The 19707-nt window shown below is 67.2% G+C and carries 20 protein-coding genes; 10 read left to right on the top strand and 10 right to left on the bottom strand.

What is annotated here, in order from left to right:
- A partial coding sequence (locus tag AC1DJT_RS26705; RefSeq protein ID WP_476835219.1) for a GGDEF domain-containing protein occupies positions 1 to 1065 on the bottom strand: 1065 nt, incomplete at its 3' end.
- A gap of 197 nt (positions 1066 to 1262) precedes the next feature.
- Here AC1DJT_RS26705 and AC1DJT_RS26700 point away from each other — a divergent pair.
- The 7 genes from AC1DJT_RS26700 (at position 1263) to AC1DJT_RS26670 (ending at position 6729) form a co-directional block, all read left to right on the top strand.
- On the top strand, positions 1263 to 1811 hold the full coding sequence (locus tag AC1DJT_RS26700; protein WP_476768739.1) for an RNA polymerase sigma factor: 549 nt from the start codon (positions 1263 to 1265) through the stop codon (positions 1809 to 1811).
- Between the two features lies 1 nt (position 1812).
- Complete coding sequence (locus tag AC1DJT_RS26695) at positions 1813 to 2610, top strand: anti-sigma factor family protein (RefSeq protein WP_476835218.1); 798 nt, start codon at positions 1813 to 1815, stop codon at positions 2608 to 2610.
- A 101-nt stretch (positions 2611 to 2711) separates the two neighbouring features.
- A complete protein-coding gene (locus AC1DJT_RS26690; protein ID WP_476835217.1) occupies positions 2712 to 4040 on the top strand; it encodes a sulfite oxidase in 1329 nt (442 codons plus the stop codon).
- 2 nt (positions 4041 to 4042) lie between these two features.
- The gene (locus AC1DJT_RS26685) at positions 4043 to 4390 is read left to right on the top strand and encodes a hypothetical protein (RefSeq protein ID WP_441508330.1); all 348 of its coding nucleotides are present in this window, start codon (positions 4043 to 4045) and stop codon (positions 4388 to 4390) included.
- 12 nt (positions 4391 to 4402) lie between these two features.
- Positions 4403 to 4792, top strand: coding sequence for a c-type cytochrome (locus AC1DJT_RS26680; protein WP_441508331.1), 390 nt, complete (start codon positions 4403 to 4405; stop codon positions 4790 to 4792).
- Between the two features lie 314 nt (positions 4793 to 5106).
- A complete protein-coding gene (locus AC1DJT_RS26675; protein WP_441508332.1) occupies positions 5107 to 5634 on the top strand; it encodes a 2'-5' RNA ligase family protein in 528 nt (175 codons plus the stop codon).
- 168 nt (positions 5635 to 5802) lie between these two features.
- Positions 5803 to 6729 (top strand): LysR family transcriptional regulator, encoded by a 927-nt coding sequence (locus tag AC1DJT_RS26670; RefSeq protein WP_441508333.1) that lies wholly within the window; start codon positions 5803 to 5805, stop codon positions 6727 to 6729.
- Here AC1DJT_RS26670 and AC1DJT_RS26665 read toward each other — a convergent pair.
- Positions 6680 to 7414: an SDR family oxidoreductase gene (locus AC1DJT_RS26665; RefSeq protein WP_441508334.1), complete on the bottom strand. Its 735-nt coding sequence runs from the start codon at positions 7412 to 7414 to the stop codon at positions 6680 to 6682. The genes AC1DJT_RS26670 and AC1DJT_RS26665 overlap by 50 nt on opposite strands.
- 366 nt (positions 7415 to 7780) lie before the next feature.
- On the opposite strand from AC1DJT_RS26665, the gene AC1DJT_RS26660 reads away from it, so the two are divergent.
- The 3 genes from AC1DJT_RS26660 to AC1DJT_RS26650 are packed head-to-tail and all read left to right on the top strand — an operon-like array spanning position 7781 to position 12145.
- Entirely contained in the window at positions 7781 to 9376 is a 1596-nt protein-coding gene (locus AC1DJT_RS26660; RefSeq protein ID WP_476835216.1) for a DUF4153 domain-containing protein, read from the top strand.
- Positions 9377 to 9389: 13 nt separating this feature from the next.
- Positions 9390 to 10094 (top strand): response regulator, encoded by a 705-nt coding sequence (locus AC1DJT_RS26655; protein WP_476835220.1) that lies wholly within the window; start codon positions 9390 to 9392, stop codon positions 10092 to 10094.
- Positions 10091 to 12145 carry a DUF2809 domain-containing protein gene (locus AC1DJT_RS26650; protein WP_476835215.1) on the top strand — a complete coding sequence of 685 codons (2055 nt, stop codon included), beginning with the start codon at positions 10091 to 10093 and terminating at the stop codon, positions 12143 to 12145. Before AC1DJT_RS26655 ends, AC1DJT_RS26650 begins: the two co-directional genes overlap by 4 nt.
- On the opposite strand, the gene ccoS is transcribed toward AC1DJT_RS26650, so the two are convergent.
- Genes ccoS through ccoN form a run of 8 tightly spaced genes read right to left on the bottom strand, consistent with a single transcriptional unit; the run spans position 12142 to position 19104 of the window.
- Positions 12142 to 12378: a cbb3-type cytochrome oxidase assembly protein CcoS gene (gene ccoS, locus AC1DJT_RS26645; protein WP_441508337.1), complete on the bottom strand. Its 237-nt coding sequence runs from the start codon at positions 12376 to 12378 to the stop codon at positions 12142 to 12144. The genes AC1DJT_RS26650 and ccoS overlap by 4 nt on opposite strands.
- Positions 12375 to 14630, bottom strand: a complete 2256-nt coding sequence (locus AC1DJT_RS26640; protein ID WP_476835214.1) for a cation-translocating P-type ATPase — start codon at positions 14628 to 14630, stop codon at positions 12375 to 12377. The genes ccoS and AC1DJT_RS26640 overlap by 4 nt, the downstream gene beginning before the upstream one ends.
- Positions 14627 to 15418, bottom strand: a complete 792-nt coding sequence (locus tag AC1DJT_RS26635) for a DUF2189 domain-containing protein (protein ID WP_476768737.1) — start codon at positions 15416 to 15418, stop codon at positions 14627 to 14629. The genes AC1DJT_RS26640 and AC1DJT_RS26635 overlap by 4 nt, the downstream gene beginning before the upstream one ends.
- Positions 15419 to 15443: 25 nt before the next feature.
- On the bottom strand, positions 15444 to 15650 hold the full coding sequence (locus AC1DJT_RS26630) for a hypothetical protein (protein WP_441508155.1): 207 nt from the start codon (positions 15648 to 15650) through the stop codon (positions 15444 to 15446).
- Positions 15647 to 16525 (bottom strand): cytochrome-c oxidase, cbb3-type subunit III, encoded by an 879-nt coding sequence (ccoP, locus tag AC1DJT_RS26625; protein ID WP_476832783.1) that lies wholly within the window; start codon positions 16523 to 16525, stop codon positions 15647 to 15649. Before ccoP ends, AC1DJT_RS26630 begins: the two co-directional genes overlap by 4 nt.
- A gap of 3 nt (positions 16526 to 16528) precedes the next feature.
- The gene (locus AC1DJT_RS26620; protein WP_441508153.1) at positions 16529 to 16699 is read right to left on the bottom strand and encodes a cbb3-type cytochrome c oxidase subunit 3; all 171 of its coding nucleotides are present in this window, start codon (positions 16697 to 16699) and stop codon (positions 16529 to 16531) included.
- A gap of 4 nt (positions 16700 to 16703) precedes the next feature.
- The gene (gene ccoO / locus AC1DJT_RS26615; protein WP_441508152.1) at positions 16704 to 17438 is read right to left on the bottom strand and encodes a cytochrome-c oxidase, cbb3-type subunit II; all 735 of its coding nucleotides are present in this window, start codon (positions 17436 to 17438) and stop codon (positions 16704 to 16706) included.
- Between the two features lie 4 nt (positions 17439 to 17442).
- Entirely contained in the window at positions 17443 to 19104 is a 1662-nt protein-coding gene (gene ccoN / locus AC1DJT_RS26610) for a cytochrome-c oxidase, cbb3-type subunit I (protein ID WP_476835213.1), read from the bottom strand.
- Positions 19105 to 19707: the final 603 nt, after the last annotated feature.

Here is a 19707-nt window from a genome sequence, read left to right as displayed (position 1 = left end):
GGCGAGGGCGGTTGCGTTCGATGCGGCTTCGGCCAGCCCGATGCTGACGGTTGCCGTCATCTGCAAGCCATCGCTTCTCGCGGCACGTTCGGCAAATTCCCTGGCCACAGTCTCGCCGATCCGGCTGGCTGCCATGCTGTCCAGGCCCGGCAGCAGGATCGCGAACTCTTCCCCGCCCAGGCGGCCGATGACCCCGTTCGCGCCGGCGATGTCGCGCGACACGGCGGCGAAGAGCCTTAGCACCGCATCGCCGGCGTCATGCCCGTAGCGGTCATTGATCGCCTTGAAGTGATCGAGGTCGAAGGCGAGCATTGAGACCGGCCGCTGCGCCGCCCCATCCCGCAGCGCCCTCGCGCCATGTTCGAAAAAGCCCTGGCGGTTGCGCAGCCCGGTGAGGAAATCGGTGCGGGAATCGGCCAGGAGCTGCGCCTGATATTCCTCGCGGATCAGAGCCATCAAGGCCATCGGCATCGCGACAGTGAACAGCACAGCCTCGTACATCGTGACCTTGGCGAGAACCGGCAGCAGGCTCTCCCCGTAGGTTGTGACGAGCACAGGCGCGACAGTCGCGCGCAGGAAATAGAACAGGCCGTGGCAGACGAAGACCCCGACCGCGATCGGCCGGGATCGCAGGGGCTTCACAGCGCGGCTGCGCAACAGGACAAGCGCCGTCAGGCCGCAGATCGCGGCGATCGGCAGCGAGCCGACATAGGTCCAGAAGAACACCGGAAACTCTTCGCCGCCGATGGCCCAGGCAGCGGCCAGGACAATGAGCACTGCGGCGCAGCGGCCGATGCGTACGCGCTCGTCGAGGCATCTGACGCCCTGGAGAACCAGGAGGTAGCCGAGAACCATGACGATATTGGTGAGGGCTGGGCCGGTGATGCCGGGAAACGCCTCGCGCCTCATGGCCAGCAGGCAGCCAATGGCGAAAGCGACATAGCCGGCGGCCCATATTCCGAGTGGGCGCGAGCGCTGGGCATGCGCCTTGCGCTCCCAGAGCGTCATCGCTGCGGCGACCAGCGATGTTCCAACGGTCAAGTACCAGAGGGTCGGAAGGTCCATGTTCATCGCGTCATTGKGACCTGGCCTCAGGCACGTCAGGCGAGGTCGGGAGGGTCCTTTATGGCAGCGTCACTCCTTTCATGTGCGAGAAAGGAATTAACATTTGTTGAGCTTGACGGCGCACCTCGCGTCATCGTCCGAGCCGGAAACCTGCCCGAGCCTTGAGAAGCCCGGGAGCCTCTGCGATAGGATGAGGCCTGAAAGCCATCGCGGAGGGGCTCATCCTGCGTATCGTCGTCGAGCGTGCCCTGCGCCGGAACTGGGACCGCCTGTTCTTCTATGCGCTGCGGCTGAGCGGCAGCCGGGACGCGGCGGCCGATCTGCTGCAATCCTGCGCGATGAAGGCGCTGGCCGCGTCGCCCCCCGAGGAGGACGAGCGTCTCCGGCCCTGGCTCTTCACGATCCTGCGCAATCTCTGGATCGACGAGCATCGCCGCGGGCAGGCCTCTGTGCTTGCCGCCACCGAGGCGGAAGCGCCCGAGGGCGCATTTTGGCGCCATCATGACAGCCTGATCGCCGAGATCACCGTGCGCCAGGCGCTCGAACGTCTCGATCCGTCGCATCGCGACATCCTCGAGCTGATCGATCTCGCCGGGTTTCGCTATGGCGAGGCGGCMGAGATTCTCGGCATTCCCACGGGGACCGTGATGAGCCGGATCAGCCGGGCGCGGGCAGCGCTGCTGGAGGCGATCGAGGGCGGCAATCTCCGCGTCCTGCCCGCACGGCGCCGCCAGGCGGGTGGCTGACATGACCGGGCGCGAAACCATCTCCTGGGATCTGCTCAACGCCTATGTCGATGGCGAGATGGAGCCGGGCGAGGCGGCCAAGGTCGCAGCTGCGATCGCGGCCGATCGCGAGATCGCCGCCAAGGTCGCGACGCTGACGCATCTGCGCGCCACCATGCGCGCGCTGCCGCCGCAGGAAGAGGCGCCGCCCTTCGCCTTGCCGGAACCCCCGCCGCCAACGCGACTGAAGCCCCGGCCATGGCTGCAGGTGGCGGCCGCGCTGCTCATCGCCTGCGGGCTCGGCGTCGCCTGGTTCGGCCTGTATCGCACGGACCCCGCAGAATCACCGCTGACCGCGGCCGTTGCCGCGCATCGGCTCTGGCTCGCCCAGGTGCCCGCCGCCCAGGCGCAGCGTCTCGGCGTCGAGTTGGCAGGCGCCGATGTCGACGCCCTGCCGGATCTGTCGCTCGCTTCGCTGCGCCTCGTGCATCTCTCGCTCGACCCCGCCGTGCGGCGCGGCGGCGGCGTGCTTGCCGGCTATGTCGGACCCAATGGCTGTCGCGTCGGCCTGTGGATCGCGCCGATCGACGACAGCCTGCCGGYGCGGCCAGCCGTACAGGATCGCGAGGGTTTTGCGATCCGCGCCTGGCACGGCCACCACGCGAGCTACGCCCTGATCGGGCAGGGCATCGATCCCGCCCGCCTCGACGGCATTGCCGCCCTCGTCGCGAGGCTGACCGAGGATGAACGCAGCATCCCGCGCGAACAGATCGCGGCGCTGGCCGAGGCGCGCAGCCTCCGGCCCGCTTGCGTCGGCTGACGGATTTTTTCGCTCCGCCAGAATATTTTTCTCGACCTGGAATAAATCGCATCGGCCCGGCGTCGTCTCCAGCGAGGAACATGTCMTCGGGAGAAAACACCATGTTGGAAGACGTMCAGGCGCGGGATGCCGCCGCCGAACCGCATCACGATTCAGTCTCCGAACGCTCCACCGCCCCACGCGCATCGCGACGCCTCCTGCTCGGCGGCAGCCTGGCAGCGCTCGGCGCCTCGCTTGGCGGCCTGCCGCGCCTCTCGATCGTATCGTCGGCTGCCGCGCAGGGCGCTCCTGCTGCCGCGCCCGCAGCCGCCCCGCCAAAGGGGCCGCAGCCCTTCGATTTTCCGGGCAAGGACAAGGGCCTGGTGCTTCTGGGCGATCGGCCACTCGTCGCCGAGACGCCGGAAAGCCTGCTCAATGACGACACCACGCCGATCTCAAAATTCTTCATTCGCAATAACGGTCAGATCCCCGAGCCGGTGGCGAATGCCGAGACCTGGCAGCTCAAGATCGAGGGCGAGGTCGAGGAGCCGCTGACCCTGACTCTGGCCGAGCTGAAATCTCGCTTCGCGGCACAGACCTTCCGGATGGTGCTGGAATGCGGCGGCAATKGCCGTTCCTTCTACCAGCCAGCCGGGCGCGGCAACCAATGGACCAATGGCGGCGCCGGTTGCGCCGAATGGACCGGGGTGCGCCTCGCCGATGTGCTGAAGGCCGCGGGTCTCAAAGCCGGCGCCAGGTTCACCGGCCATTTCGGCGCCGATCCGCATCTCTCCGGCGACACCACCCGCGATGCGATCTCGCGCGGCATGCCGATCGAGAAGGCGCTCGAGCCGCATTCGCTGATCGTCTGGGCCATGAACGGAGAGCCGCTGCCGCATATCCATGGCGGCCCGTTGCGCCTGCTCGTCCCGGGCTGGCCGGCCTCACTCTCGTCGAAATGGCTGAACCGCATCCTGGTGCGCGCAACCCCGCATGACGGGCAGGGCATGGGCGGAACCTCCTACCGCATCCCGACCGTGCCGCTCATTCCCGGGTCGAATGCCGACGGCAAGACCAATTTCACCGACATGACCTCGATGCCGGTGCGCTCGATCATCACCGCGCCCGCCAATGGCACGCGCCTGCCGGCTACTACCCGCGAGGTCGCCCTGCGCGGTGCCGCCTGGGCCGGCGATCACGATGTCGCCAAGGTCGAGGTCTCCTTCGATGCCGGCCAGCGCTGGCAGGCCATGACGCTGGCGAAGCCGAAGAACCGCTATGACTGGGTGCGCTGGACCGGCGCGGTGACCCTGCCGAGCGAGGGCTATTTCGAGCTCTGGGTCCGCGCCACGGATTCCCGCGGGGTTGCCCAGCCGCATGTCGCGACCAACTGGAACCCGCAGGGCTACGGCTCCAACCCGTTCCACCRCACCGCGATCCTGGTCGGTTGACGATGGCCGCGCTTCACTCGCTCCGGATGGCCGCTCTTGCGGCCATCCTCCTCGCCCCCGCCGGCAGTTTTGCCCAGGAGGAGACGCCCGAGTCGCTGCCGGATTTCCGCGGCCGCGACGAAACCTTTGGCTACTGCATCGGCTGCCATTCGATGAAGGTCGTCGGCCGCCAGGGCATGGATCGCGTCCGCTGGGACGAAACCCTGAACTGGATGACCGAGAAGCACAGCATGTCGGCGCCCGATCCGGAGATGCGCGCGATCCTGCTCGACTATCTCGCCCAGGCTTTTCCGCCGAAGGCTCCGGCCCAGAGCGGCGGTTGGGTCAGTCCCTTCGCGCCCAAACCATAGGACTCCAACGATATGAAGCTTGCCTCACTGCTGGGGGCTGCGCTGCTCGCGGCCGCCGCCCAGCCCGCGCGTGCCCAGGATGCCGCCGCCGGCGAGAAGGTCTATGCCCAGTGCCGCGCCTGCCATCAGCTCGGCGAGACCGCCAAGAACACGGTCGGGCCGATCCTCAACGGCGTGATCGGCCAGAAGGCCGGAACCCGCGAAGGCTATGGCTACAGCGCCGCGATGAAGGATTCCGGGCTGACCTGGGACGACGCCACCTTCGCCAACTACATCCAGAACCCGCGCACAAAGGTGCCGGGCACCAAGATGATCTATGCCGGACTGAAGGACGAGAAGCGCATCGCCGATCTGCTGGCTTTCCTCAAGCAGTTCGATGCGAGCGGAAAGAAGGGTGGGTGACGGAGCGCGCCCCGGTGCCCTCTAAAGCATCGGCCCGAAACGTGGATTGCGGTTTTCGGGACAGAGCCGGCGCAAATACAAAGGGTTAGATCATCTGACCGGATAGGATTTCCTGTCCTATGATCTAGCCCGGCCGCGCAGGTTGCAGCGCTTCGTGACGATGACGGCTGGATCGGCGCGCGCCTCGGGCTGGCCGGGGTAGGGCAAGGCACGGTCGCCGGGCCGTGGCGGGCATGACGCTCGAAGCCTTGCGGTCTCTCCGTCCCGCTTCTGCAGTTGCAGGAAGGGGCGAGGCGGGGCACACAGGCTGCAGCATGTTCGGCATCACCCTGCGCACGCAGGACCCTGCAAAGCCCTTCTGGGCGCTGGTCGACAAGGCCTCGGCCTTCGAGACCGCGCCCTCGATCCGCGCGCTCGGCTATTTCCCCCACATCACGCTGGCGCGCTGCCCGGCGATCGGGACATCCAGCCTCGCCGCCGCCGCGGAGGCGCTCGCGGGCGAACCGGCCTTCGCGCTGACCTTCGAGCGGATTGAATTCTTCGATACCGAGCCGCTGGTGCTCTGGCTGAATCCCAGCCTCGATCAGCGCCTGATCGAGGCTCACGCAAGGTTGCATGCACGTGTCGATCCCGCACTCTGCGACCCGCATTACCTCGCGGAGCACTGGAGGCCGCATCTGACGATCGCGATGGCGATCGGTGGGACACAGCGGGAGTCTGCTTTCGACTTCGCCAAGCGGCCGTTTGCGCCGTTCACGCTGACCTTCGATGTCGCGGATTGCCTGTCCTGGCCGCCGGTCAGCATCCTGCAGACGCGAACGCTGGACCAAGAGCCGGCTTAGCAATCGCGTGGATTGAATCGGATGCTCGGGCCCGCCTGCGGCGGTCCTCGCTGCACGGGGAAGAGCGGTGCAGCCTGCCCGTTTGCGGGTGATCGGAAGGGCGCGGCGGGTGGTCAGCAGGCGGCCGGCCGCGTAGCATATCGATGCACAATCGCGGACTGCATCGCCATGCTCTCAAGATCGCTCAAGACCTTCCTGACCGTGGCGCGAACGCTGAATTTCACCCGCGCCGCCGAAGAGGTTCATCTCGCGCAGTCGAGCGTGAGCGACCAGATCCAGGCCCTGGAAACTGAACTCGGGGTTGGCCTTTTCACGCGTTCGAGGCTCGGTCTGGAGCTGACGCCTGCCGGAAAAGTTCTCCAGCCCTATGCCGAGGAGCTGACGCAACTGGCGGATGAAGCGCGGGCGGCGATGAGCGCGATCGCGGCGCACCCTGCCGGATCCGTCACCATCGGCGCGTTGGAGACCATCGCGTCGGCGAAGCTCCCGCAATGGCTTGCAGGCTTTTCGCGCAAGCATCCCGAGATCACGCTCACGATCAAGATCGGGAGCAGCGGAGAACTATTGAGGCAACTGGTGGATGGAGACATCGATGTCGCCTTCCGTTTCGACCAGCCGGATCTCGATGAACGTCTGGCCAGGCGTGCGATAGCGACGGCGCCCCTCGTCATCATCGGGTCCCCCGACAATCGCAGCGCGCTCCCCGGGGATCTTGCTGCATTCGCCGGCGCGCGCTTCATCGTCACCGAAGTTGGATGCGTCTATCGGCGGCTGTTCGACGAGGCTTTCGCTCAGGCGGGCCTCGCACGCCCGAGCCCCGCAGCCGAGGTCGGCAGCATCGCCATGATCGTGCGCCTGGTCGCGAGCGGGGCGGGCCTCGGCCTCGTCCCGCGCTTCGCCGTCACCGAGGCCCTGGAGCGCGGCGAGGTCGCGGACGCACCATGGCCCGGACCGCCGCCCTCGCTCTCGATGATATGGCGGCGCCGCCGCATCCAGCCCGCGGCGCTCAAGCATGTGCTGGCCGCCAGCGACAGTTTCGAACCGGTCAGATCAGCCGGTGTCCGCCCTCGACATGCAATACCGTCCCCGTCGTGAACCCGTTGCCCATCAGGAACCGAACAGCGTCCGCAATGTCATCGGGCTGACCGATCCGCCCAACCGGCAGGCGCTCGGCCATGGCGCCCAGCACCTCGTCCTTGCGGTCTCCGGCGACGAAAGCCCAGATCGGCGTGTCGACCCAGCCCGGCGACACCGCATTGACGCGGATCGGCGCCAGTTCGACCGCAAGCGCCCGGACCAGCCCTTCCAGCGCCGCGTTCACGGCCGCCACCGCAGCCCCGCGGGCCGAGGGCCTGTAGGCGGCGATACCGGAGGTGAAGGTGAGCGAGCCATCGCGACCGATCTTCGAGACGCCATGCTTGGCCAGCAGCAGTGGCGCATAGATCTTGCTGTCCACGGCTCTCTGGACGGCCTTCAGGTCGAGTGCGGGCAGGAGTTCGTAAGCGCCCTCGATGTCAGCCACCGTGCAGACGACATGGTCGAGCGCGCCGACGCGCTCGAAGAGCGTCACCATCTGCTCTTCGCGGGAGACATCGGCAACGACGGCGGCGAGCGCCGCGGGAAAGCGGAGAGCCTCTTCGGCAGCCCGCAACCGGGCTTCATTGCGTCCGACGATGATGACTTCGGCGCCGGCGTCGAGGCAGTGCCGCGCCAGGGCCAGACCCATCCCGGATGCGCCTCCGGCGATGAGAACCTTCTTATGCGCGAGCGCCTTATCCATGATGATCGATCCCTTCGGGTTTTGAAACGTCGTCGGCAGACGTCGCAGGCCGGGCGGAGCCTTTGAAGCGGAATAAACCGATCGTGGTATCGGAAGCACCGATGCTTGGCCCTGCTAGATCACCGGACCGGATATCGTATCCAGTCCGGTGATCTAACCCTTTGTCTTTGCATCGGCTTTCCTCTGCGGCATGGCAGAGATCGTCGCTCCCCGTTCCCTCACATCAAGGCTGCCGCGCCGGCTGGCCCGCGATGGCTGGTGGCTCGTGGCCGGACCGCTCCCTGCCGAGACCGCCATCCTGGCCTTTCCCGCTCCGCCGCGCGGCCCCCGCGCGCCCGAATCCTCGATCAGCGAAGCCCCATGCCCATGTCCTCCCTTTCAGCAGAACCCCTAGAGCCGATATCCTCCCTGCCAGCGGAGCTGACGGCATCGCCGTTCGCGAGCCGCGCGACGCGCTGGCTCGCGACCCGGCTCGGGCTCGCCGCCGGCCTGGTGCTGCTCGCCGATTTCCTGTTCTACGGCCATTGGCTCGGCATCTCGCTCGCCTATTTCCTGGCGGCGCTTGCCATCGCTTCGCTCTGGGYGAACCCAATCCGCGCCGGCGCCGGCAGGCGCATCCTGGCGCTCGCGGTGCTGGGGGCGGGGCTGCTCGCCATCRCCGAGGAGGTCAGCCTGCTGTCTTCCTTCGTTGCGATCCTCTGCACGGCGGCCTTTGCCGTCATTCTCAGCCAGCAGCAGGCGCGCTGGCAGGAGCTGCTGCGGCAGGCGAGGCTGATGCTGCTGTCCGGCGCCGGCGGGCTAAGGCGGGATATCGGCCGTGTCGGCCGCCTCTCGGCACGGCGTCGGCGCGCATCCTCCGGCAGCGCCTGGCTCATCGGCTGGGTCGTGCCGCTGGTCCTCGTCGGCGTGTTCGCAACCCTGTTTGCCTCCGCCAATCCGCTCGTCGAGATCTGGCTGAACCGCATCGACCTCAGGCTGTTGCTTGATCTGCTCTCGCCCTGGCGCGCCGCCTTCTGGCTGATGATGCTTTGCCTGGTCTGGCCGATGCTGCATGTCCGGCTCGCCCGCAAGCGCCAGGCGAAGGCGAACCCTGCGGCGCCCCTCACGCCCGATCGCCACGGGCTCCTCGGCGACACGGCGATCCTGCGTTCGCTCGTCCTGTTCAACGCGCACTTTGCCGTGCAGACCCTGCTCGACATCGCCTATCTCTGGGGTGGCGTCGCACTGCCGGACGGCATGAGCTATGCCGCTTACGCCCATCGCGGCGCCTATCCGCTCGTCGTCACGGCGCTGCTGGCGGCCGTCTTCGTCTTGGTCGCGATGCGGCCGGCCGGCGCCTCCGAGCGCCACCGCCTCGTCCGGCCGCTGGTTCTCGCCTGGGTCGGCCAGAACATCATGCTGATGGTCTCGACGCTGCTGCGGCTCGATCTCTATGTCGAAGCTTATTCGCTGACCTGGCTCCGGCTCGTCGCCTTCATCTGGATGCTGCTCGTCGCGCTCGGCCTGGTGCTGATCATCGTCCAGATCGTCGGGCGGAAATCGGTCAACTGGCTCGTCTCGGCCAATGCCGCCGCGCTGGCGCTGGCGCTCTACGCCTTCTGCTTCGTCAACACGCCGGCGGTGATCGCCAACTACAATTTCCGCCATTCCCAGGAGCTGCGCGGCACGGGCTCGCGACTCGATGCCGCCTATCTGACATCGCTCGGTCCCCAGGTGATCCCGGCCTTCGATCGCTACACGCCGCGCGTCGCCGCAGTTGGTCGCACAGTCCCCAATTCGACCTGGTCCTGGAACCCCAACAGGCTGCCGGGCAACCGTGGGTACATGGCCGATCGCCACCACAGGGAACAGGCGGATTGGCGGGCCTGGGGCTTTCGCGCGTGGCGCCTGTCGCGCTACTTGGCTAACACTCCCCATGCCCCGCTCGGGGGCAAGAGCAGCCCGGCCCCAGCTGACCAGTGACAGGCACGTGACGATGGCGCCCCGCATTCTTGTGGTCGATGACGACAGTCATATCCGCGAGGTCATCTGTTTCGCACTCGAAAAGGCCGGCATGGCCACGTCAATCGCCCGCGATGGCGTGCAGGCCCTGGAGAGTTTTCGGCGGCAGCCGGCCGATCTCGTCATTCTCGATATCGGCATGCCCGAGATGGACGGGCTCGAGGTCTGCCGCCAGCTGCGCAAATCCTCCGACGCGCCGATCCTCTTMCTCTCGGCGCGGGACGAGGAGATCGACCGGGTACTCGGCCTCGAGATCGGTGGCGACGACTATGTCACCAAGCCGTTCAGCCCGCGCGAACTGGTGGCGCGCGTCACCGTCATCCTCAGGCGCACGCGCACCGGCCGCTCGGTCGGGGCCGCGTCGGTGGAGCCGCTTTCCTGGGGCGCATTGCGGCTCGACCCCGAGTCGCATCTTGCCAGCTTCGCGGGCAGGGCGCTGCCGCTGACGGGGATCGAGTTCGCGATCCTGAAGACCTTTGCGGCCCGTCCCCGCCAGGTCTTCAGCCGCGAGCAGATCCTGGAAAGCGCCTATGGCGGCGCGATCCATGTCGCCGACAGGACGATCGACAGCCATATCCGCAACATCCGCGCCAAGCTCGCGGMATCGGGCTGCGGCAGCGCCATCGACACCGTGCACGGCGTCGGCTTCCGCCTTGGACGCTGCGAGGCCGGGACGTGACGGCCTCTGCCCCGTTCCCGGCCCAGGTCGCCGCGAAATGGCGGCCCAATCTCAGCCTTATCGTCTTCCTGATGCTGACGGCGGTGCTGGCCTTGCCGCTCGTCGGGCTATTCTTCTTCCGGATCTACGAGAACCAGCTCGTCCACCAGACCGAGGCCGAGCTGATCGCCCAGAGCGTGGCCCTCTCAGCCGCCATCCGGCGCGATTTCGAGAGCAACCTGCCGGCCGACGCCGCGCTGGGTGCTCACGTTCCGGCAACGCCGTCCTMGTCGGCGGACGAGCCGTTCAGGCCGATCCTGCCCAGCCTCGACCTGACGCGCGACAACCTGCTGGGCCGCAGGCCGGACGCGAAACCCGCGCCCGAGCCCGCCGGCGCAACCTTCAAGGCTGCCGGCGAGCGGCTTTCGCCGCTGCTCCTGGATACGCAGACAATCACGCTCGCCGGTTTCCGCCTGCTCGACCCCCATGGCGTGGTGATCGCGGGCCGAGACGAGATCGGCCTGTCGCTCGCCCATGTCGAGGAGGTCGCCAAGGCGCTGCAGGGCTCGTTCGCCGCGACCTTGCGGCAGCGCGTCTCGAGCCATGCGCCGCCGCCGCTCTACTCGCTCAGCCGCGGCACCAGCATCCGCATCTTCACGGCGACGCCGATCATCCTGGGGGATCGCGTCGCCGGCGTGCTCTATGCCTCGCGCACGCCGAGCAATGTCTTCCGCCATCTCTATGAGGAGCGCGGCAAGGTCGTGCTGGCCGGCCTCTCCGTCGCAGCGCTCACCCTGCTGATCGGGCTTGCCTTTCACCGCACCATCACCCGGCCGGTGCATGAGCTGATCGCGCGTACGACCGCCATCGGTCATGGCGACCGCAGCGCCATGCGCCCGCTGACGAACCACGGCACCGCCGAGTTCGCGCGCCTGTCGCAGAGCTTCCTGGACATGGCCGGCAGCCTGAACAACCGCTCCGATTTCATCGCGACCTTCGCGGCCCATGTCTCGCATGAGCTGAAATCGCCGCTGACCTCGATCGAGGGCGCGGCCGAGCTGCTGCGTGACGATGGCGCCGGTGACGGCCCTGCGATGAGCGAGGCGAAGCGCCGGCACTTCCTCGGCAACATCATCGCCGACACGCATCGCCTGACCGCGATCACCAACCGCCTGCGGGAACTTGCCCGCGCCGAAAGCACGCCGACCGGCGGCACGACCAGCCTGTCTCCGGCAATCGCCGATCTGCAGCGGGATTTCCCCGGCATCCGGATTCGCGCCGAGGGGGCGCTCGACAGCGCCATCCGCATTTCGGCCGAGAACCTGCGCATCATCCTCAGCCATCTCACCGACAATGCGCTGCGTCATGGCGCGAGCGAGCTCGACATCGTCGCGGCCACGGAGGCGGACCGGCTCTGCCTCACCCTGCGCGACAATGGCAGCGGCGTGTCCCCGAACAACCGGGCGCGGATCTTCGACAGCTTCTTCACCACGCGCCGCGACAGCGGCGGCACCGGCATGGGATTGTCCATCGTCCGCGCCATGCTGAACGCCCATGGCGGCGCGATCGCGCTTCTCGACGACGAGCCCGGCACCACCTTCGCACTGGCCTTTCAACGGGCGCCCGGGGCGGAAACCCATGTCGAGACGAATGTGTCTGAGACAAGCGAGCCCGAGACGGGCCTGCGCTCGCGCGGGATGATGATCGCCCTTTGCCTCGCAACGATCGCCGCGGGGCTGCTCCTGCGCCGTTTCGGGATGGGGCTCGGGCTGCCGTTCGGCGTCGTGAAATATGGCGGCTCGCTGCTCTGGGGGACGATGGTCTACCTTCTGCTGACCATCATCGCTCGGCGTCAGCCGGCATCCCGGCTTGCGATCCTTGCCGCGCTGATCGCGCTCTGCGTCGAGCTCAGCCGCCTCTATCACACGCCCTGGCTCGATGCCTTCAGGCTGACGACGCCCGGCGCGCTGCTGCTCGGGCGCGTCTTCTCGCCCTGGAACCTGGTGGCCTATGGCGCCGGTATCGCGTTGGGCTGGGCGACGGACCGCCTCATTGCACGGGCGCGCCTTTAGCGCCTCGACACCGCCTCATCCCTTCCTTTCATGGGGGGCGCCGAGGGCTCGGGCCGAGCGGCGCCGTCGCGCTCCCCCGTCGCGATCCGGTCGTCCTTGTCATCGAGCAGAATGCGCTCGGCCGCTCCGTCGAGATCCTCATACTGGCCGCTCTTGAGGGACCAGAGGAAAGCGGCGAGCGCTGAGGCGCCGAGCAGGAGGGCCAGGGGCACGAGGAAGACGAGGCTGCTCATTGGCCCGGCTCCGCGGCCAGCCTCGGCTCTGCCGGCATCGCGTCGGCCGGGCGAGGGGATCCGGCCTTATCCACTTTGAGACGCAGCGCATTGGCGACGACGAGGACGGAGGAAAGCGACATGGCGAGCGCCGCGATCAGCGGGGTGACATAGCCCGCAATCGCGATCGGCAATGCGACGGCATTGTAGAGGATCGCGAGCGCAAAATTCTGCCGCACCAGCAGGGCGGAGCCGCGCGCGAGCTTGAGTGTGGTCGGGATCGCGTCGAGCCCGTCATGCAGGAAGACGAAATCGGCTGCATTGCGGCCGATATCGGCGGCCGAGGCCGGCGCAATCGAGACATGCGCCGCGGCGAGCGCGGGTGCATCGTTGAGGCCATCGCCGATCATCAGCACCTTGCGGCCCTGGGCCGCGAGGGCGGCGAGCCGCTCGACCTTCTGCGCCGGCAGCAACCCCGCGGCGACCGTGCCGATGCCGAGCCTGGCGGCAATGCTGTGCACGGCGGCTTGCGTATCGCCGGAGAGCAGTGCGATTGCGATGTCCTCGTTGCGCAACGCAGCGATTGCGGCCTGCGCCTGCGGACGCAACGTCTCCTCGAACACGAAGCTGGCGAGCAACGTGCCGTCGCGGCTGAGCACAGTGCCAGCCTCCTGGCTGCCAGCGCCTGCGGCAAGCGCCCATTCGGCCCGACCGAGGCGGTAGAGTTGTCCCTGCAGCCACCCTTCGATGCCGAAACCGGGATATTCCCGAAGGTCCGACAGCGCGGGGCCGCCGGCCGGCGCTGCAGCGGCAATCGCGCGCGAGAGCGGATGGCTGGAGCGGCGGGCGATCTCGGCCGCGATCGCCAGATCCGCCGGGACAATGGCGCCGCCATTGACGAGGCGTGGCTGTCCGAGCGTCAGGGTGCCGGTCTTGTCGAAGGCTGCCATGTCGATCTCGGCCATGCGCTCGATCGCCGAGCCGTCCTTGACCATGATGCCATTCTCGAACAGGCGCCGCGACGCCATCACCTGCACGATCGGCACGGCGAGCCCGAGCGCGCAGGGACAGGTGATGATCAGCACGGCGATGGCGATGGTGATCGCACGGTGCCAGTCGCCGGTTGCCAACATCCAGCCGAGAAAGGTGAGGAAGGCCGTGGCGTGAACCACCGGCGAATAGAGCGCGGCGGCCCGGTCGGCGATGCGTCGATAGCCGGCGCGCCCGCCCTCGGCAGCCTCCATCAGCCGGATCATCTCGGCGAGGAAGGAGGTCTCGGCCCCGGCGGTTGCGGCAATGGTCAGCGGACCGGAGAGGTTGAGCGTTCCCCCGCGCACAGGTGCACCCATGGCCACGGTGCGCGGCGCGCTCTCGCCGCTGACAATGGCGCAATCCAGTTCGGATGTTCCCTCCACGACCACGCCATCGACGGGAATGCGATCGCCCGCACTGAGCGCGACGCGCATGCCCGCCACGATCTCGGCAAGCGGAAGATAGTCGCGGCTGCCATCTGCCCGCAGCACCGTTGCGCCGCGCGGCGACAGGCGCATCAGGCCACGCACCGCGGCACGCGCCTTCTCGCGCATGAGATGGTCAAGGGTCCGCCCGATCAGCAGGAAGAAGATCAGCGAGGTCGCAGCGTCGAAATAGGCATGCGGGCCGTCATGCAGCGTGTCGTAAAGGCTGAGACCGAAAGCGAGGCAGATGCCGATCGAGATCGGCACGTCCATATTGGTGCGGCCGTGGCGCAGCGCCGACCAGGCCGAGTCGAAGAAGACGCGGCCGGAATAGATGAGGCAGGGCAGGGCCAGCGCGGCCGAAATCCAGTGGAAGGCGCTGCGGGTCTCCGGTTCGGCGCCGGACCAGACCGRGACCGAAAGCAGCATGATGTTCATCGAACAGAAGCCGGCGACTGCCAACGCCCGGATCAGGCGGGCGCGTTCCGGATCGGACCGGTCCGCCTCGCTCTCGAAGAGGTGGCCGGGATGGCCGAGCCGGGCCAGCGCCACGAACAGGTCGGGGGCCTCCTCGCCGCGCCACTTCACGGCGACGCGCCGGGTCGACAGGTTGACCCGGACGTGCTCGACACCGGCAATCTGCATCAGGCCGGTCTCGATCGTCCGGATGCAGGCCGCGCAGTGAACATCGGGAACGGAGAGATCGGCCTGCCTGAGGCCGTCGCCCAGCTCGCGGCTGGCGAGCCGGATTTCCTGCCGGGCCGCGGAACCGTCGAACGTGCCGGAGACGTCGAACGGCGGCGCGCAGCAGCTCATCTGATCGCCCGATAGCTATGCCAGGTCGCGTGGCCGAGCAGCGGGAAGACGATGATCAGCCCGAGCAGCCCGGTCGCCACACTCAGGAGGAAGAGCGCGAGCACGATCGCGCCCCAGGCGAGCATCACCGGCAGGTTGTTCCAGACCAGCGAGATGCTGGTGCCCATCGCGGTGAAGGCGTCGACCCTCTCGTCGAGCAGCATCGGGATCGCGAAGGTGCTGATGGCGAAGGAGAAGGCCGCGAACAGGCCGCCCGCCACCGTGCCTACCAGCAGCATCGCCCAGCCCTCCGGCGTCGAGACCAGCATGGCGAGGACATCCTTGAGACCGGGGAACGGCCGCAAGCCGAAGAACAGCGCATAGATGATTACCGCGGCCCGCATCCAGACCAGCATCAGCAGGCACAGGATGGCGCCGGTGTACCAGACCTGGCCGCCGGAGTCCGGCTTGACGAAGATCATGCGCGCGAGGCTGACGGCGCGGCCGGCCTCGATGTCGCGGCTCTTCTGGTAGAGGCCGATCGCCAGGATTGGCCCGACCACCATGAAGCCGGCGAGAGCGGGCAGCAGGATGTAGTCCAGTTCGTAGCGGAACAGCCCCCAGACGATGCCGAGCGACACCAGGAATACCGCCGCTCCATAGAGCAGGCTCGGCACGGGGCTGTGGCAGAGATCGCGCCAGCCTGCTCCGAGCCAGGCCAGGGCCGCGCCTGCCGGCAGGTTGCGCCGTCGCTGTGCGGCGAGGGGCAGCGGGATGTCCTGGCCGTTTTCGATCTGGCCGTTTTTGATCGTGCCCACGATGCTCCTCCCCGCTTCAGCAGGCCGGGCGGGCGGCACGAAACGTGCCTGCTTCGCCCGCCGATTTCGCATGCGGCACGCAGTCCGGCTGCGAACCGATGGCGACATAGACCAGATGCGCATTGGCGAAGGCGACGAGCGCGGCTCCTGCAATCAGCAGCGCCAGCCAGAGCGCCCGCCGGCTGCCGGGCCGCCGCGCTTGCCCGTTGGTTGCGGGGCTCATCGTGCGCCGTCCCGCAGCGTGCCGACATAGAGCGCAAGCAACTTGATGTCGGTCGGCGAGAGGCGGCCTTCCCAGCTCGGCATATGGCCCTGGCGCCCGTTATGGACACTGTCGAAGACCGATTGCGGATCGCTGCCATAGATCCAGTTGGCGTCGGTCAGGTCCGGCGCGCCGAGATCGTGCCGCCCCTTGCCGTCCTCGCCGTGGCAGGCGATGCAGGTCGTTGCAAACACCTGCTTGCCGGCGGGCACACGCGCCTGGTCCGCCTCCGAGAGCGGCTGCCCGGAAAGCGAGAGGACATACGCGACGACGTTTGACAACTGCTCGCGGTCGAGCATGCCATCGCGGCCGAAGGCCATCATCTGCGCGGCGCGCGTCTGCCCGCTTGTTCCATTGATTCCGACGCGGATGGTCTCGGCGATCGCCTCGGGCTCGCCGCCCCAGAGCCACGAGCCCGCGGCGAGATTGGGGAAGCCTGGTCCGCCCTTGCCATCGCTGCCGTGACAGACGGCGCAGTTGTCGCCGAACAGGGCCCGCCCGGTGTCGCGCACATGGCGCATCAGCGCGGGGTCGGCGGCGATCTCCGCGAACGAGGCGTTGGCGATGCGCTGGGTCCAGCCGGCGCGCTCGGCTGCCGCATCCTGGACCTGGCGGGCCACGATCTGGCGCTGGTCGTTGCCGAGCAGACCCTTCGTATAGGTCCAGCCGAGCGGCCAGGCCGGCATCAGCAGCCAATAGACCACAGCAAACAGCGTCGAGGCCGCCAGGAAGAACAGCACCACGCGCGGGATCGGCGTGTCGAGTTCCTCGATGCCGTTCCACTCGTGACCGGTCGTCAACTGTCCCGTGACGGGGTCCCGCTTCGCCTGGTCCATGTTTCAGTCCCCCGGCCTGTCGTCCTTGTCGAGAATGCTCTTCTTGGCGCGGTCGAAGCGGGCCCGGTTCGAGGGCCACAGAGCATAGATCAGCACGCCCGCCGCCAGCGCGATCAGGTAGAAAAGCCCCCAGCTCTTGGCGAAGCCGACGAGCGATTGATGATCGATGTCCATCGCCTCACCTTGCCGTGGCCGCCGTCTGCCGATGCGCCGCATCGGTCAGCCGGCCCAGGACCTGGAGATAAGCAACCACCGCGTCCATCTCCGTCAGGCGGCCTGGCTGCCCGTCGAACGCCCGCATGGTCGTGGCCTCGCCGTAGCGCTCGCTGACGCCGCTGGCATAGGGGCTGTCGGGGTGGGCCTGGCCATAGGCATCGGCGCTCGCATTCGCGATCATCGCATCGGTATAGGGCACGCCGACAACGCGCAGTGCGGCGAGGTGCTGGCCGAGATCCTCGGTCCGCAACTCGTTGCGCATCAGCCAGCCATATTTCGGCATGACCGATTGCGGCACCACCTCGCGCGGATTGATCAGATGCGCGACATGCCAGGCGTCGGAGTATTTGCCGCCGAGCCGCGCCAGGTCCGGGCCGGTGCGCTTCGAGCCCCACAGCATCGGATGATCGTATTTCGACTCGACCGCGAGCGAATAGGGTCCATAGCGTTCGACCTCGTCGCGCAGCGTGCGGATCATCTGGCTGTGGCAGGCATAGCAGCCCTCGCGGATATAGATGTTGCGCCCGGCCGTTTCGAGCGGTGTGTAGACGCGCATCTCGGGCGCGGTCTCGACCGTCTCGTGGATGGTGAAGAGCGGCGCGATCTCGACGAAGCCGCCGATCGCCGAGACGCCGATGATGGCCAGCACGAAGCCGATGGCGCTGCGTTCGAGCCTGCGATGGAAGAACTCGGCCATGGTCTCACTCCCCCGGCTGCAGCGCCGGCCCGGCCACTGGCAGGGCAGGCTGGTCGGGATCGGCCGCTTGCGGCGCAGTCCGCGCGCGCGCCATCCGGATTGTCATTCCGACATTGTAGGAGGCGACGATCGCCCCGAGCAGGAACAGCAGGCCTCCGACCGTTCGCGCGATGTAGTAGGGATGCATCGCGACGACGCTGTCGATGAAGGAAAAGGCGAGCGTGCCGCTGGAGTTATAGGTGCGCCACATCAGGCCCTGGATGATGCCCGAGTTCCACATCGAGAAGACGTAGATGACGGTTCCCGACAGTGCGAGCCAGAAATGGACCTCGACCAGCTTGGGCGAATAGATCTGATCGACCTTCCACATCCACGGTACCAGCGCGTAGAGCGAGCCGAAGGTGATCATCGCCACCCAGCCGAGCGCGCCGGCATGGACATGGCCGACCGTCCAGTCGGTGTAGTGCGACAGCGAATTGACGGCCCGGATCGCCATGAACGAGCCTTCGAAGGTCGACAGGCCGTAGAAGACGGCGGCGACCATCATGAAGCGCAGCGTCGCATCGTCGCGAACCTTGTGCCAGGCACCGTTGAGGGTCGCCAGTGCATTGCCGGCCGAGGCCCAGGATGGCACCAGCAGCACGACCGAGAAGGTCATGCCCAGCGTCTGCACCCATTGCGGCAGGGCGGTGTAGTGCAGGTGGTGCGAGCCCGCCCACATATACATGAAGGTGATGCCCCAGAAGCTGATGATCGACAGCCGGTAGGAGAAGATCGGCCGGTCCGCCCGCTTGGGCAGGTAGTAGTACATCATCCCGAGGAAGCCCGAGGTCAGGAAGAAGGCGACCGCGTTGTGGCCGTACCACCACTGCGTCATCGCATCCTGCACGCCGGAGAACAGCGAATAGCTTTTCGCATGGCCGAACGAGACCGGCACGGCCAGGTTGTTGACGATGTGCAGCACCGCCACGACCAGGATGAAGGCCATGTAGTACCAGTTGGCGACGTAGATATGCGGCTCCTTCCGCCGCTGCAGGGTGCGGATATAGATCAGGAAGTAGACGACCCAGACGACGACCAGCCAGATGTCGGCATACCATTCGGGCTCGGCATATTCCTTGGACTGGGTCAGCCCCATCAGATAGCCGCTGGCGGCGATCACGCAGAACAGGTTGTAGCCGAGCAGCACGAACCACGGGCTGATCTGATCGGGCAGGCGGGCCCTCGTGGTGCGCTGCAGCACATGGAAGGAGGTGGCGATCAGCGCGTTGCCGCCGAAGCCGAAGATCACGCCTGAGGTATGGACGGGCCGAATGCGACCGAAACTCGCCCAGGCGGCGTCGAAGGTCAGGTCGGGCCAGGCGAGGAGCGCGGCAACCCAGACCCCGAAAAACATGCCGACGACGCCCCAGGCGAGGGCAAGCACGATGCCAACCTTGGTCKGGTCATCATAGTAGTGCGCCAGGCGCTCATCGGATGGCTCCGGCTCGAAATACTTCGACAGGACCAGGAAGACGCCGCCGAGCCCGCAGAGAAGGACGATGACGCCATGAACCCCCATGAGGTCGTCGTGCCCGGCGATCGCCATCACGAGCCCGCAGAAGGCGACAAGCGCTGATATCGTGATGGCACTCTGGCGTTCTGCGACAGTCAGCCCGGCAACCATTCGCTCTCCCCCCGGTCATCACACAGCGCGGCTCGCGGTGCTCGAGAGAGGGACCGGAAGGTCGAAATCCGGACCGCGTCAGCCAGTGAATACTTGTCGAGAGCCGCCAGATTGGTGGCCGGCATTGTCAAGAAGATACCCATTAATATGCAGGTCGGCGAGATAGGCAATGACCGCCCCGCCGCCGAACGCACTCGCTCCGCGCATGCGGGCCGGTTGAGTGACGGCCGGGCGTCTGCGCGGCATCAGAATACCACTTGGCGTACTAGGGCCTAACCCGCGCCCATGGCTCAGCACCAGTCACCTGCAGTCCGCCATCAGGCCGGTCGAATCGGCGTCGTCCATTGACGAAACTCAGCCGGAAAATGGTCTGGGCGCCCGCCGTTTGCCGTCGCGAACATCCGCCGGGTTCATGTCAGAAAGGCCAATCGACGCAGCGCTGATGCCGCGAGGGCCGCCATTGGCCAATATCCCCCGCCGATTGACCCGTCTTGCGCCTTCCTCACATTCTTGCCCAACCGGCGTGATCCGGTCTGGCGCGTTCAATGGAGGAACCAGATGCGATCGATGATGCTCGCCCTTGTCGCTCTTTCACTGCTGGGC

The sequence above is a fragment of the Allobosea sp. 05T422_2 genome, assembly GCF_056396265.1.
Note: the sequence above shows the minus strand (reverse complement) of the source record. Positions and strands in the feature narration are given on the sequence as shown.

Bases quoted from the DNA above. Each gene is read 5' to 3' on its own strand.
- AC1DJT_RS26685 (WP_441508330.1), top strand. From the start codon at position 4,043: ATGGCCGCGCTTCACTCGCTCCGGATGGCCGCTCTTGCGGCCATCCTC.
- AC1DJT_RS26680 (WP_441508331.1), top strand. From the start codon at position 4,403: ATGAAGCTTGCCTCACTGCTGGGGGCTGCGCTGCTCGCGGCCGCCGCC.
- AC1DJT_RS26675 (WP_441508332.1), top strand. From the start codon at position 5,107: ATGTTCGGCATCACCCTGCGCACGCAGGACCCTGCAAAGCCCTTCTGG.
- AC1DJT_RS26670 (WP_441508333.1), top strand. From the start codon at position 5,803: ATGCTCTCAAGATCGCTCAAGACCTTCCTGACCGTGGCGCGAACGCTG.
- AC1DJT_RS26665 (WP_441508334.1), bottom strand. From the start codon at position 7,414: ATGGATAAGGCGCTCGCGCATAAGAAGGTTCTCATCGCCGGAGGCGCA.
- ccoS (WP_441508337.1), bottom strand. From the start codon at position 12,378: ATGAGCAGCCTCGTCTTCCTCGTGCCCCTGGCCCTCCTGCTCGGCGCC.
- AC1DJT_RS26630 (WP_441508155.1), bottom strand. From the start codon at position 15,650: ATGAGCCCCGCAACCAACGGGCAAGCGCGGCGGCCCGGCAGCCGGCGG.
- ccoP (WP_476832783.1), bottom strand. From the start codon at position 16,525: ATGGACCAGGCGAAGCGGGACCCCGTCACGGGACAGTTGACGACCGGT.
- AC1DJT_RS26620 (WP_441508153.1), bottom strand. From the start codon at position 16,699: ATGGACATCGATCATCAATCGCTCGTCGGCTTCGCCAAGAGCTGGGGG.
- ccoO (WP_441508152.1), bottom strand. From the start codon at position 17,438: ATGGCCGAGTTCTTCCATCGCAGGCTCGAACGCAGCGCCATCGGCTTC.